This is a genomic window from Streptomyces sp. NBC_00019, from assembly GCF_045041015.1.
In the GTDB taxonomy this organism is placed as follows: Bacteria; Actinomycetota; Actinomycetes; order Streptomycetales; family Streptomycetaceae; genus Streptomyces.
In genome coordinates this window covers 10,186,311-10,200,166 of the sequence record NZ_CP108302.1, presented here as the reverse complement: position 1 = coordinate 10,200,166, position 13,856 = coordinate 10,186,311, and the positions used below count along the sequence as shown (strand labels likewise).

The window sequence follows — 13,856 nt, the reverse complement described above, 5'->3', positions numbered from 1 at the left end:
CCCGCGATGGCGGGCCAGGCCGGTTCCCGAGAACGGAACCGGATCCTCACTCGGAAATCCTCGAACGTGCTGACGGCTGTCAAAAGCCGGTGTTCAGCCGGTGGTGGCTTGTTCGGCCCGGGCTTTGGTCTGAGCCGGACGGCAGGAATCCGTGCCGGTCTCGATAATGGCCGCATCGGTGCCCCCAGCGGGAGAAGCACACCCCGTCGCCTTCCCCGCGGGCCGGATGGTCAACTGCCCGACGGCCGACCGAAGAGGGCTTTGAACAGGTCCGGTGGTCGGCGGGCGAGGTCGGTGCGGCAGTCGGAACAGTGCCGGCTGTCCTCGGACGGGGCGTAGTCGTAGCTCAGGGCGGGTGCACCGGTGACGGGCTGGCCGCATCGCTCGCAGGGGCCGGCGCAGGGGGTGCTGCGGCCCTCTCGGTCACCCGTTCACGTTCCTGCGCCGGCCATTGGGTCTGCTGCTGGCGCTCTCGTTCCCATTCGTCGGTACGGCGGTGGCCACATCGTCAACGCCCACTCCGCCCTGTCCTGGCTCGCCGACGGCATGCCCTACGGCGCCTCCAAAGCCGCCCTGTGGTCGCAGAGCAACTCCCTGCGCCTGGAGTTGCAGCCGCGCGGCATCGCGGTGACCGGGCTCCACATGGCCTACGTGGACACCGACATGACCTCAAGCGTCGACGCACCCAAGGCCGACCCCCGCGACATCGCCGTCGCCGCACTCGACGGCATCGAGGCAGGCGCGCACGAGGTACTGGCCGACGACACCACCCGCTGGGTCAAGTCCCAGCTGTCCGCCGACCTGGAAGCGAAGTACGCCCAGCTGAAGCAGTAGCACGCATTCACGCACCTCGATGAGGATCCGCGTGGAAGGGTTCGCTCAGTCACCGTTTCGTCGACGTCGCGCCCGAGGCCGAGCGCCCGGTGCACCGGAGTGGTTGTGCACTGGACGCCGGGAGCCCGAGCCTGAGGACCGTGGAGGCGGTACCAGAATCAGGGGCGGACGAGGCCGGTGTCCGGGAGCGCGGACTGGGCGCCGGCGTCGGCCGTGTGCCTCATCGTGTACGGCCGCAGGTTCCAGGCTCCGACCGTGTAGCCGAGGCTGCCCTCGCCTCCGGCATGGGCCTCGATCCGCCAGGGAGCGCCGCCGGTTGGATAGAACCGCAGGGTCGACGCCCGGCCCGACGGCAGGTAGAGCTCGGCGACGGAGCGGTCCACCACCAGGCGCAGTTCGACCGGGGCGCCGGACACCGCTCTCGCTTCGGGGCAGGGGACGCGGTACGTCCCGCCGTGTGCGCGCGGGTCGAGGGAGGCGTGGTCTCGGTCCACGACGAGGTCACCGGCGGCGTCGATCTTGATGTCGAGGTACTCGGTGCCGTCGGCGGAGGTCACCAGCCGCAGTCTGCCCGCCGTCCCGGCACTCTCGGCATGGCGGGGTTCCAGACGGGCCGTCAGGTCGAAGCTCGGGCCGACCGTTCCCAGGACGGCCGTTCCCGCGGTTTCGCCGGTTGCGGTCACCGCGCGCTCGTCGCGCAGCGCGAGGAGTTCAGCGGCCGGTCGCTGTCGTACGGAGCCGTCCTCGGCGAGAGTCACCTCGCGCGGCAGTGTCAGCAGCCCGGCCCAGCCGCTCTCCCGTACCCACTTCGGGTCGCGGGCCTCCCACGACCAGCCCCACAGCAGCCATCGGCCGTCGGGGGCGTTCAGCAGCGCCGGGGCGTAGAAGTCGGGACCGTGGTCGAGCAGCACGGGATCGCCGGCAAGGAACCGGCCGTCCTGTTCGCGTCCGGGGTAGACCACGGTGCGGCGCGGTCCGAGTTCCGGGTCCCAGGCGCCCAGGAGCAGCGCGCCGCGCCCGTCCGCGTGCAGGTACTGGGGGTATTCCCAGCCCAGCCCCGTATCGGCATCCTGTGCCACCGGCTGCGGGGCCCGGTCCAGGAAGAGTCCCCTGTACTTCCGCTGTTCCAGGTCTCCGGACTCGTAGAGCAGTGCCGCCGCCCGGCCGTCCGCCTGGGCGGTGCCGACGAGCATGCGCCAGCGACCGGCTTCCCGCCACACGTACGGGTCGCGGTACATGGTGGCGCCCTCGGGCAGTTCCGGGATGAGCAGGCTGCCGCGCGGTGTCCAGGTGACACCGTTGTCCCGGGACTCGGCGGTGGTGACCGGCTGGGCCCAGCGGTCGGTGCGGAAAGCGGAGTAGAAGGCGACCATGCGGTCGCCGTCGGAGATGGCGTTGCCGGAGAAGCAGCCGTCGGCGGGTTCGCCGCCCGGTGTGGGGGCCAGCGCGACGGGAAGTTCTTCCCAGGTGATCAGGTCCGGGCTGCGGAAGTGGCCCCCGTGCATGTTCGCGTGCTCGGGGCCGTGCGGGTTGTACTGGAAGCACACAAGTCCATCACCACCCGCGCCTACCCTTTCCGGCAGGCCTCCCTCGGCCTGCGCCTCTTCGGCGACGGCAGCGTCGTCAGATCCATCACCGTCTGGAAGATGGGCAACCTGACCGACTGACCCAGCACAGTCCCCACCAGCAAGCTCAGCCGGTGAACTGCACTGGAGGGGCATGACCCAAAGCCTGCTCGGCCTGCGGCCCGGACGCCCTGGGCCGAGCAGGCGCCGGATGCAGGTGGTGCCGCCTGACCGCTGGCCGTGGGTCCCAGTTAAGCAAGACGGGGCTGCGCAGACTGGAGAAGCCGAGGCTCAACTTCCGATCGGTGCACGCGCCCTGCTCACAGCCGAGGAAGTCAGTAGGCTTCGCCCGGCACGGACACAACGGGGGTTGAGTGCATGGAATCCGAAGAGGCACCGCGATGGGCGTCGGCCCTCGACACGGTCGTGGTCTACGCGCAAGGTGCACTGTGCAGCCGTCTGGCGCGGGGCACAGTACCGTCCGGCGGCCGGGTGCTGGTGACCGGGCTGCCCCGCTCCTTGGACACCGGCTCGGTGCGCGCACGCGTCGTGGGCGACTCCGGTGCACATGTCACCGAGGTGCGCGTGGAGGTGACCGCCGAGCCGTCCGGCCCGGGGCCCTCGGACGGCCTGCGGCAGACCATGGAACAGGTTCACGACGCGTGCGCCGCAGCCCGAGGACGGCGCGACCGGCTCCTCCAGCGGATCAAGGAGATGACCGATCTCCACCCCGTCCCCCCGGCCCGAAAGCGTGATGACCCGCACCGCCGCACCCCTGCCGAGGCTTGGCTGACGCTCGCGGACTTCGTCGACGAGCGGCTGACGAACCTCCACGACCGCCTCGCCGCACAGGAGGAGGAGCTGCTCCGCCTCGAGCACGACCTCGCCGTCGCCGCGGACCGCTGGAACCGGGCCTCCACCGACACACCGCCAGGACAGCTGCAGACCACGGTCTGCGCGGCCCTGAGCCTCGACGGAACCGGCGAGGTGCAGCTGGAGATCGAGTACGCGGTCCCGGGCGCCGTGTGGGTACCGGCCTACCGGCTTTCCTACCGTCAGGGTGACGGCAGCGGCGCCCTCGTACTGCGCGCCTCTGTGGCCCAGCGCACGGGCGAGGACTGGACCGGGGTGTGCATCGCCCTGGCCACCGCCGACCTCAAGCGCCGGACAGAGGTGCCGCGGCTGCGCTCGCAGCGGATCGGACGCCGCCAGCCCGCCCCCGAACCGGCCGGGTGGCGTGAACCCCCGCCCGGACTCGCCGACCTCTTCACCCCGTACGACGCAGCAGGCCCACACCAGACTCCGACCGCCCTACCGGTAGCCGCCGGGTCCGCTCCCCCGCCCGCCACCGGCGCTCCCGTACCTCCTCCCGTCCCCCTGCCCCCGGCCGCACCGGCCTACGGCGCCCCACCACCCGCGCCCGCAGCCCCTGGCGGCCTCGAAGCGATGCCCGCCTTCGCACAAGCCGACGCGATGCCCGCCTTCGCACAAGCGGAACGGCCCCGACCCAACAGACCTCCGCGCGGCAGCGCACCCGCAGCCGCTCCCGCCGGACGACGGGCAGCACCGTCAGGTCCCCTCTCACCCGCGCCGGCAGCCGGTCCTCCGCAACCCAGCGGCGCCGAACTCGACTACGCCGCGCTCGTCCTCAACGGTCCCGACGAGCCCGCCGCCCGCAGGGGCCGGCTGTTCCCCTCCGCAGCCTTCGACCCGGTCGCAGTCGAACACCGCCGACGGGCCGAGGCGGTGGCCGCCCTGCCACTGCCCGGCCACGCCGCGCGGCCCCGTGCATCAGCGGGATCCTTCGACCACCGCTACGACGCCGTCGCCCGCGCCGACATTCCCTCGGACGGCACCTGGCACACCGTCACCGTGACCGAGATCCCGGTCGGTCTGCGCACCGAGTACATCTGTGTGCCGTCGGCGGAGCAGCGGGTGTACCAGACCCTGGTGCTGTCCAACGCGACCGACCAGGCCCTACTCGCCGGTCCCGTGGAGGTCGGCGTCGACGACGACTTCGTTCTGACCGCCGCCCTGCCCACCCTCGCCCCGGGCGGCGTCCGTCGGATGGGGCTCGGACCGGCGGAAGGCATCCAGGTCACCCGGCGCACGAGCCTGCAGGAGTCGACGGCAGGGCTGCGCAACAACATCAGCGTGCTCGACCACGGTGTCCACGTGGAGCTGGCCAACCGTCTCACCAGACCCGTCACCGTCGAGGTCCGCGAACAGGTACCGGTCACCTCCGAAGCCGACGTACGGATCGAGGAACGGGCCGACTGGACGGTTCCCCAGGGCGACGAGGGGCCCGATCACCTCGGCCCGGGCACCCGCGTGTGGCGCGTAGACCTGCCCGCCGGAGCCACCGCCGCCCGCCACGGCGGCTACGAGATCCGCATCCCGGCCGCGAAGGCCCTGGTCGGCGGCAACCGCAGGAGCTGACAGATCATGTCCACGGACCTCGAGCCGATCCCCCTTCCCGTCACCGCCGTCACCTGTCTGGAAGACCGCGCCCAGATCGAGCGATCCGCCACGCTCGGCCTGCGGGCCGGCGTCCAGCGACTGCGCCTCGGGCCAATCAGCGCCCTGGCGGTCGACCGCACCCTCCACGCCGAGCTGACCGGCGACCACCGGGCGACCGTCCTCGACGCCAGGATCGTCCGCACATGGACGCCGCGAGAGCCGTTGCCCCGCGCCGACGACTCGGCTCTGCGCCTGCGCGTTCACGACATCACAGAAGAACAGGCCGCGCTGGAACGGCGACGTGACCGACTGCGCGCCCGCCTCGGCCTCCTCGGCCACCTCGCCACAGACCTGCTGCGGGAGATCGGCGAAGGCGCCGGACACGGAGAGACCGACACCACACGCTGGAGCGCCGAACTGGACCGGGTCGACGAGCAGCGCGACGCCCACGGCGAACACCTACGGGCTACCGAGGCCCGGCTCAAGCTCCTCACCACCGAACTCCAAGCGGCCGAACGCGCCGTCGAGCTCTCCGAACAGCGTCCCACCGAACTGGTCGGTCACGTCGAACTGACCGTGAAAGCCGCCGTCGCCGGCCCGGCCCGGCTGCGGGTGACCCACCTCACCGCGTGTGCGCTGTGGCGCCCCGCCTACCGGGCCGTGCTCGACGGGGACTCGCTCACCCTGGAGACCGACGCGATGGTCTGGCAGCGCACCGGCGAGGACTGGTCCGACGTACGCCTGACCCTGTCGACGGCCCGCACGGCGCTGTCCACCGAACCACCCCGACTCGACGAAGACCGCCTGACGCTCACGGACCGCTCCCCCGAGGAGCGCCGCACGGTCGCCGTCGAACTGCGCGACGAGGAGATCGCGGAGCTGGGCCCGGCGCCGGTGCTCGGCCTGCCGGGAGTGGACGACGGCGGCAGCACGCGCGTCCTGCGCTCCCCCGCCCCCGTCTCCGTCCCCGCGGACGGCCACGCCCACCGGGTGCCGCTCTCCACGACCACCACGGCCGTGAGCAGCGAATACACCTGCTCCCCGGAGCTGTCCCCCCTCGTCACCCACGTGGTGCGCTGCGACAACCCGACCGGTCACGCGCTCCTGGCAGGCCCGGTGGACCTTGTCGGCGTCGGCGGGTTCGGCGGCCGCTCAACGCTCGACTTCACCGCTCCCGGCGCGCCCCTCGAGCTCGCTTTCGGCAGCCACGACGACTATCGAGTGCTCCGCGACACGGAGGAGTACCGCGACACCACAACCATGACCCAGCGCACCACCGTCACCCGCACGGTGCGCCTGCACCTGTCCCGTTTCTCCACCCCCGGGGAACAGGGCGAGCAGGTGGTGGCACTGCGGGAACGGATCCCGGTCTCCGAGGTCTCTGCGGTGGAGGTGAGGCTGCGAAAGGAGGCCTGTTCCCCCGCCCCCGACGCGGTCGACGCCGAGGGCATCGCCCGCTGGCACGTAGCCCTGCCGCCGAACGGGCGCCGCACCGTCACCCTCGTCTACGAACTCTCGGCGAGCGGCAAGGTCACCGGTCTCTAAGCCTGATCCGTGAAGATCGCCGCATGCCTGCGGCGTCGGTCTCCGTCGCGGCGCAGGTGGGAGCGGACTCCCGGAAATCCCGGAGACGCTGCGTGAGCTCTCCTTGAGACCGATGTGAAGCCCGGGGAACTGGTACGGCACGCACAAGGCCTCACCCTCGTCGAGCTGGGGAAGCTGACCGCATACTCCGGGGCCCAGCGGTCCCGGTACGAGCGCGGTATCTCCCCGATGAAGCAACCGTCGTGAGAACGCTCAATCGCTGTCACCGGACACAGACGCGTGGAGTTCAGCGAGGGTCTCGGCGCGCTTGACAGGGGTGGATCTGATGGCCGTCAGCCGGGCATTGCGGCGCGAGATCACGCGCCCGCAGACGCTCACGCACCTCACGTTCCTGATCAAGCGTCAGCTTCTGGCGCAGGATGTTCGGTATGGCAGCCTCTCCCTGCCCACCTCGTACCCGAACTGCAGCGACATCACCGACAGACCGCTCAGTCGCTCCCGTACGCACGCAGGAAGACCTCCACGGCCGCATCCGCGATGCCGCGGAGCTCGGCGGCGGGGACGCGACGGGTGCCCAGCCGGGAGCGGGACTCCAAGGGGCCGGTGAGCAGGGCGAAGAAGTGTTCGGCGGCTTGCTCTGGGTCGCATGGGCGCAGGCGGCCGGCGAGCGAGAGGCGGGCCAGCCGGTCGGCGAGCGCCGCGCGGGGACGGTGCGCGGTGCGCTCCTGCACGGTCACGATCAGGTCGGGGAATCGCGCCATCTGGGCGTAGGTCAACCAGCGCAGCGCGCGGGCGCGTTCGCCGCAGCAGACCCGCAGCAGCCGCTGGGCCAGGTCCGCAAACGCCACACGCAGGTCATCGTCCGGGGCTCGCTCGCGCAGCCGCTCGACGAGCGCGAGGTTCTCCGCCATCAGGGTGTCGGCCGCTGCCTCGATGGTGTGACGGAAGAGGGTCTCCTTGTCGTTCAGGTGGCTGTAGACGGTCAGTTTGGCGACGCTCGCCTCCTCCGCGATCTCCTGGACGCATGCCTGTGTGTATCCGCGCCGCGCGAAGACGGTGAACGCGGCGTCCAGGATCGCCTGTCGCTTGTCGACCCGCCCGCGCGAGACGCCACTGCCCCCGCTTGACGCTGTTGAATCCATGGGTTCATTCCAAGTGCAATACCGATAAGGAAACTTTTCTGAACTGACGAGTTCAATCAAGGGACGGGAAAACATGATCGTTCACACGCTGCGCTTCGCCTTCAAGGACGGGACGACCGAGGAACAGAAGGCCCAGGTGCTCGCGCTGATGCGGCGAACGGCGTCCGTCGAGTCGGTCTCGTTCGCAACAGTCGGGCAGAGCCTGGGCGATCGCGCCGAGGGCCTCACTCACGCCTACTGCGTGGGCGTTGAGGATCTGGAGGCCCTTGAGCGGTACATGCACGATCCGGTTCACCTGGCGGGAGATCCCGAGATCATCCCGCACCTGGCCAAGATCGCCATCGGCCCCGACCTTTCGGACGACATGGCCCCGGAGCTGGCCGGCGAGATCATCGCGCTGCACGCGAAGAAGGCCGCCATGCACCCGGAGTGGGCCGCCCAGCTCGAACCGCTCGTTGAGATACAGATCGCCTCGGGGCCGTCAGATCGTTCGTGACCGGACCGGCCACCGTCCTCGCGGATCCGACCGCAATGGGCCGCTGCCCGCAAGGAAGGCCGACAGCCCGTTTCGTGCACCCGCTCGGGGGTGCGGCAGGGCCGCCACCGTCTGCCTGGCCGCACTCCACCTCGTCCAGCACGGGACATCCCCAGGGCCAAGGGTGCGGTGCATCGCCGTCGGGCTGCTGCCGAACAGCACGGCGAGGGGTTCCGCGGCGAGGGCGACCCGCAGGTGGAGCACGGTGGCCAGGACCTGTTCGGGCAAGGGAAGCCGGGCGGGCGACCGCGCCGGGTATCGCCGTCGAGGGCCAAAGTCCCTGTGAGGGCGTCCAGTTGCTGGTCTTGCTGGCCAAGTCCCAGGCCGGGGTGACCCCGATGGTGGCTATGTGGAGCTGGGGGACGGAGACGTGGTGGTCGGCCTCGGTGTGCCAGTGCGGGCTGCGAGGTGACCAGTACGTGCCCGCCCCCGCCCGGCAGATAGGGGGTCAAGGCGGCGGGGTCTTCGGCGTTGTCGAAGGTGAGCAGCCGTCGCGGGCGGGTGCGCAACTGTCCCCGCAGTGCCTCTACCGCCTCTGCTGGGGACGTGCCAGCGGGTGCAGCGCCGGTCCGGGCGGCCAGTTGGGCAAGCTGGTCGGGGATGAGGGCTAGGTCTTCGGCCGGGATCCACCAGGCCAGCTCGTACTCGCCGCCCGGACCGGTGGGCGTACTCGATGGCGAGCTGGGTCTGGCCGACCCCCGACACGGCCGTGCAGCGCTTGGACAGCTACCCGGCTGTTCGCGGCCAAGGCCTGGCGCAGCCGCACCAGAGGAGAGTCGCCGCCATCAACGAGTGGCTGTGACCGGCATGGTCGCACCGGCCTTCAGTTAATCCTTTGCCGAGGAACCGATGGGCCAGCTAAGTTCGCCCAGCGGTCCATGTCGTTCCGGACCGGCACGGTCGACGAGGAGGTGTGGAGCACATGCGCAGGAGTGCCCAGCAGTTGAGCCCGCGTGCTGCCCTCTGCCACCTCCTCACGACGGAGACACCTTGTCGCTCCGCATCACCCCACTGACCGACCCCGCTCACGGGGCGCACAGCCGACGCCTTGCCTGGCTGGCGTCCGACGCCGATTCCATCCCCGTCGGGACGGCCTTTCTGCGCCTGTTCGATGGCGGACAAGAGCACCTGGCCGAACTGACCCTCCACGTCCACCCCGTGGAGCGGCGCAAGCGCGTCGGCTCCCGTCTCCTCGACGCTGCCGTGGCCGCCGCCCGGGACAACGCCCGACGCTGCGTTGTCGCGCAGGCCGAGGCCGGATCACCCGGCGATCACTTCCTGCGGGACCGCGGCTTCCACAAGGTGCTCACCCTGAGGTTCGCCCGCCTGCCACTGGCCGGCGTGGACGCCAGCGCCCTCGCCGAGATCATCGAGCGTCCGCATCCCGGCTACCGGCTGGCGTCATGGCAGGGAACCGTCCCTGACGACCTCGCCCAGAAGTTTGCCGCCTCACGCCGGGCCATGGACGACATGCCCATGGACGACACCGACTACGGCATTGTGGTCTGGGACGTGGACCGGGTCCGGGCCGCGGCGAAGGCCGTTGAAGATCGCGGCGACCAGCTGCACACGGTCGTTGCCATCGACACCTCCAACGACTCGATCGCCGGGTTCACAGAACTCGTCGTCCCCGGCAACGGCACGGGTGATGGCCAGCACTACGGCACCGGCGTGCTGCCCGAACACCGCGGACACGGCCTCGGCCGATGGATGAAGGCCGAGTCGATCCGACAAGCCCACGAGCGCTATCCAGACCTCGGCGGCCTCCTTACCGACACCGCCGACAGCAACACGCACATGAGACACATCAGCGACAGCCTCGGCTACATGCCCACGCACACGACACTCCAGTACCAGCTCGACCTATAGGGGCGGGAGCACGGGCCGGACCTGGGCATCACTTGGTCCGGCCCGTCGGCACTTTCACAACAGGCCCTAAACTTGATCTTTGACTTGTGCGGCGTGGTCTGCAGGAGCTATGCGGGCAGCGTCGCCGCGGGGCGGATCCGGGGTAGGCGAGGCATGCGCGGCCGTCCGCTGTGATGCGAACGGCCGCGCTTTCCATGTAGGCCTGCGGGGGCTACCGGCTGTCAGACCTTGCCGAGCAGACGCCAGATCTGATTCTTCTTGTTGCTCAGCGCGCTCCCGGGGTCGCAGGTCCACTGGTGGATCAGGGCACCGGCGGTGGTCGAGACGTTGCTGACGTCGACGCACTTGCCGCTGTGGCCGGCGACGAGCTGGTAGTCGTGGCTGTTGCCGAGCGCGGTGACGGGGGTGAGGGTGAACTGCTGGTTGGTGGCGCCGTTGCAGGTGTACTGGACGACGGCGGCGCCGTCGGCGGTGGACGCCGAGGAGACGTCGAGGCACTTGCCGCTGAGCTCGTTGACGACGGTGTATGTGTTGGTCTTGCCGCTGACCGGCTTGAGGTCGAGCATCTGCTGGTAGCCACCCTCGCAGTACCACTGCTGGTACTGGGTGTTGTTGGCGGTGCTCAGGTTGGTGTCGTCCAGGCACTGGGAGCTGTTCTGGCTGACCGCGACCGTGGAGACGGTCGTGTTGGACGGGGGCAGCAGGGTGACGGTGTAGCCGTCCTTGGCGTTGCTCCAGGGGATGCTCACCGAGGCCGCGCTGTTGTTGACGGTCAGGTTGGTGTCGGCGATCGTCTCGGGTCCGGCCACCGCGGCACCGTTGTTGTACGGGATGCGCTGGACGATCGCACGCACCTGGCCGTTCGCCACCACCGAGGTGGTACCAAGGCCGGTGAGGTTGACCGTGACGTTTCCGGCGTTGCCGTTGCTGCCGAGCAGGATCTTGGCGTTCTGGGCCGCGTTGTCCTTGGTCGCCAGGCCGTCGGTGTTGGTCCCGGGGATGAAGTTGACGATGTTGCCGGTCTGGGAGCCGTAGTAGCGGTACATGAACCACTCGCCCAGCGGTAGGTACTGTCCGGCACTGTTCTTGGTGAGCAGGTTCGCCTCGTTGTCGTGCAGGCCGGTCCCGGAGGCCCAGTTGCCGCGCAGACCGTCGGCACCGGCCCTCTCCAGGCGGCCGATGAACCAGGCGCCGCCGCCGGGGGATTGCATGGACAGGGTGGCGTACTCGTTGATCTGGTAGGGGCGGGTGTTGGTCAGCCCCGCCGCGGCGAGGGTGGAGTTGGCGCGGCCGACGTCGGCCGCCGGGTCACCGGGCTCGTCGTGCCAGCTGTAGATGTCGGGGGCGACGTTGTTGGCCTTGACGTAGTTCAGGTAGGTGGTCCACCAGGTGTTGGAGGAGTTCGGCTGGTGCGCCGAGCTGGGGCCGACGATGAGCTGGTTCGGGAACGCGGCCCGCACCCGGGCGTAGAAGCGCGACCACATCTGCAGGTACTGCGCCTGCGAGGCACCCCAGAAGACGCCGCCTTCGAGGTCGGGCTCGTTCCACAGGTCCCACTGGACCGTCATGTTGTTGGCGCGGACGTCGTTGATGAGCTGGGTGACGAAGTTGTCGAACCTGGTCCAGTCACCGTTGTCGCCCGGCCAGCCTTGGTTGGTGGTGCCGTCCGCACCCCACAGGTCGTGCGGGAGCAGCACGAAGGTGCCGCCGAGGGCGGCGGTGCGCCGGTACTGCGCGAGGGTCGAGTTCCAGCGGGCCTGGTAGTCGGCGAGGCTGGTGGCGTAGCCGCCGCTGTTGAGCTGGGCGCCGCCGGCCCGCATGAGGTGCCACTTGATGTCCGTGAAGAAGTGGTCCTGCGGGAGGGAGCCGTCCGGTGTCATGCCGTAGATCATTCCGGAGGCGTGGTACGTCGGGGCGCCTCCGGCGGTGGCGAAGTCGACGGTGACGCTGGTGTCCACGGCCTGGGAGGGAGCGGCGGGCAGCAAGGTCGCGGCCAGGGCGGTCAGGAGGACGGCGACGGAGGAGACTGTCCGGCGCCGGGCGCGGGTCGTGGGTCTGCGAAGTGCTGTGGGCGACTTCATGGTGCGGCTCCTGGGGGAAGGAGGACGGGCGGGGCCCGAACGGTCCCGGGGCTGTGGGAGGACAGCCGGTCAGCGGACGTCTCGGTGAGCGTGCGCTTCCGCGAGGAGGAGGTAGCTGCTGGCGGTCCAGGTGTAGGCGCGGTCGCGCAGGCCCGTGCCGGTGAGGGCGTCGAAGTTCTCGGCGAAGCCGTGGGTCTCGCACAAGGCGCGGAAGCGGGCGCTGATGTCGTCCGCCAGTCGGTCGTGGCCGGCGCGGCGCAGGCCGTCCTCGATCAGGACGGTGGAGGGGGCCCAGATGGGGCCTCGCCAGTAGCCGTCGGGGAGGTAGTGCGGGGAGCTGGGCAGTTCGGTGGCGAGGCCGTACGGGGTCAGGTGGGCCTTGATGTGGTCGGCGAGGGCGCTGCTGATCTCGCTGGGCAGGTGTTCGCCCAGCACGATGGGCATCAGGTCGAGGAGGCTGTTGCTGCTCCAGGTGGCTCCGGTGGCGACTCCCCGGGCGACGAACCTGTCACCCTGCCAGAGCTGGTCGATCAGTTTGGTCTGGGTTTCCTCAGCTACGGACATCCACCGCTGTTCGTCGTCCGTCCTGCCCAACTCCGCGGCCAGGTCGGCGAGTTCGCGCAGCTGGAGGACGAGGAAGGCGGCGAGGTCGGCGGTGACGACCACGCGTTCGGGGTCGAAGGTGGTGGCGTTGTCCCAGCCGCTGTCGTTGCCGTGCTGGTAGTGGGGCAGTTCGGCTCCTGGGGCCCGTCTGAAGGTCAGCCAGAACTCGGTCCAGCGCTCCAGGCGCTCGTACGCCTCGGTGAGTTCGGATCGGCCGGGGGGTGTCGGCAGTTTGCGGCGCAGGTGGCCGAAGGCCCAGCCGTGGATGGGTGGCTTGACGAAGTTGCGGAGGACCTCGGAGTGGGTGACCGAGTCCGGCAGTGCACCGCTCTCGTCCTGGTGGTCGAAGGGCAGCTGGAACTGGTCCCGGGCCAGGTCGGGGCAACCGGGAGCCAGGGCCAGGGCGTTGAAGCAGTGGTCCCAGCTCCACACCTTGTCCATCCAGTGCTTGGACATCAGCACACCGGGCCGCGTGACCAGGCCCGCCGGTGCCACGGTCGCCGACCAGACGACGTAGGCGGCGAGTTCGGCGGCCGGGGTGGCGTCCGAGCGCCAGGGGGCCGCCGCGTCCACGAAGTCCGCGAACACGCCCCGTGCCGATTCCGCGATGTCGTCGAAGCTCGCCGCGGACGCGTACGGCGGACGGGAGGTGTCGAGTTCCTCGACCGCGATCTCCCAGGCGCCGTCCGCAGCCGCGGTCACGGCGAGAGTGCGGTCGGCGCGGGCCAGGGCCTGGGCTCCCGCGGTGTCGGCGATGGTGCCGGACAGGACGGTGACGCGGTAGCGGCGGCCGGTCTCGTACGAGGTGAAGACGTGCCCGTTCGCCGCCGGGTCGTGGAAGAAGTACGTCCCGCTGAACGGGGTCAGGGTCTGCGCGGCGGCGAAGACACCGAAGTCCAGGCCGCTCCCCCGCAGCCGTACGGTGTCCGGCGACTCGTAGGCGAGGTCGACGCGCCCGCTCTCGCCGACCCAGCCGAGCAGGCCCGGTGTCGCCTCGACTCGGGTGTCGGCCCGCTCGCCCGTGGCGGGGTCGAGCGGCACGAGGCGCAGGACGGCGTGCATGCCGTTCTGGTGCGAGACGAGGTGAAGGTCCTCGGCGTAGGTCTTCTCCGCCACCACGGGCGAGATGTCGAACCAGGATCCGTACGTGCTGAACGGAATGTCCTGGACGGAGAAGGCCGGGCCGGATGGGGCGGCGGTCATGTGGCGTGGCTCGTTTCTG

Annotated in this window: 9 protein-coding genes and 2 pseudogenes; 6 read left to right on the top strand and 5 right to left on the bottom strand. The window is 70.3% G+C overall.

Features of this window, described 5'->3' with window-relative positions; all coding sequences use genetic code 11:
• Positions 1-468: 468 nt before the first annotated feature.
• A pseudogene (locus OHU89_RS47265) lies at positions 469-834 on the top strand (SDR family NAD(P)-dependent oxidoreductase); the annotation flags it as partial.
• A 158-nt stretch (positions 835-992) separates the two neighbouring features.
• Here the strand turns inward: OHU89_RS47265 and OHU89_RS47260 are convergent.
• Complete coding sequence (locus OHU89_RS47260; protein WP_405652378.1) at positions 993-2,339, bottom strand: glycoside hydrolase family 32 protein; 1,347 nt, start codon at positions 2,337-2,339, stop codon at positions 993-995.
• Positions 2,340-2,357: 18 nt separating this feature from the next.
• On the opposite strand from OHU89_RS47260, the gene OHU89_RS47255 reads away from it, so the two are divergent.
• The 3 genes from OHU89_RS47255 (at position 2,358) to OHU89_RS47245 (ending at position 6,404) form a co-directional block, all read left to right on the top strand.
• Positions 2,358-2,501 carry a hypothetical protein gene (locus tag OHU89_RS47255; protein ID WP_405652377.1) on the top strand — a complete coding sequence of 48 codons (144 nt, stop codon included), beginning with the start codon at positions 2,358-2,360 and terminating at the stop codon, positions 2,499-2,501.
• Positions 2,502-2,777: 276 nt separating this feature from the next.
• Positions 2,778-4,838 (top strand): DUF4139 domain-containing protein, encoded by a 2,061-nt coding sequence (locus OHU89_RS47250; protein ID WP_405652375.1) that lies wholly within the window; start codon positions 2,778-2,780, stop codon positions 4,836-4,838.
• A gap of 6 nt (positions 4,839-4,844) precedes the next feature.
• Positions 4,845-6,404, top strand: coding sequence for a mucoidy inhibitor MuiA family protein (locus tag OHU89_RS47245; protein WP_405652373.1), 1,560 nt, complete (start codon positions 4,845-4,847; stop codon positions 6,402-6,404).
• Positions 6,405-6,892: 488 nt separating this feature from the next.
• Here OHU89_RS47245 and OHU89_RS47240 read toward each other — a convergent pair whose 3' ends face one another.
• Positions 6,893-7,546 carry a TetR/AcrR family transcriptional regulator gene (locus OHU89_RS47240; protein WP_405652371.1) on the bottom strand — a complete coding sequence of 218 codons (654 nt, stop codon included), beginning with the start codon at positions 7,544-7,546 and terminating at the stop codon, positions 6,893-6,895.
• A gap of 73 nt (positions 7,547-7,619) precedes the next feature.
• Between OHU89_RS47240 and OHU89_RS47235 the strand changes: the two genes are divergently transcribed.
• On the top strand, positions 7,620-8,042 hold the full coding sequence (locus OHU89_RS47235; protein ID WP_405652369.1) for a Dabb family protein: 423 nt from the start codon (positions 7,620-7,622) through the stop codon (positions 8,040-8,042).
• Positions 8,043-8,201: 159 nt separating this feature from the next.
• On the opposite strand, the pseudogene OHU89_RS47230 reads toward OHU89_RS47235, so the two are convergent.
• Positions 8,202-8,389: pseudogene (locus OHU89_RS47230) on the bottom strand (ISAzo13 family transposase); the annotation flags it as partial.
• A gap of 682 nt (positions 8,390-9,071) precedes the next feature.
• Between OHU89_RS47230 and OHU89_RS47225 the strand changes: the two are divergent.
• On the top strand, positions 9,072-9,950 hold the full coding sequence (locus OHU89_RS47225) for a GNAT family N-acetyltransferase (protein ID WP_405652367.1): 879 nt from the start codon (positions 9,072-9,074) through the stop codon (positions 9,948-9,950).
• A gap of 221 nt (positions 9,951-10,171) precedes the next feature.
• Here the strand turns inward: OHU89_RS47225 and OHU89_RS47220 are convergent, their stop codons facing one another.
• Positions 10,172-12,031: an RICIN domain-containing protein gene (locus OHU89_RS47220; RefSeq protein ID WP_405652365.1), complete on the bottom strand. Its 1,860-nt coding sequence runs from the start codon at positions 12,029-12,031 to the stop codon at positions 10,172-10,174.
• Between the two features lie 69 nt (positions 12,032-12,100).
• Entirely contained in the window at positions 12,101-13,837 is a 1,737-nt protein-coding gene (locus OHU89_RS47215; RefSeq protein WP_405652363.1) for an amylo-alpha-1,6-glucosidase, read from the bottom strand.
• Positions 13,838-13,856 lie beyond the last annotated feature (19 nt).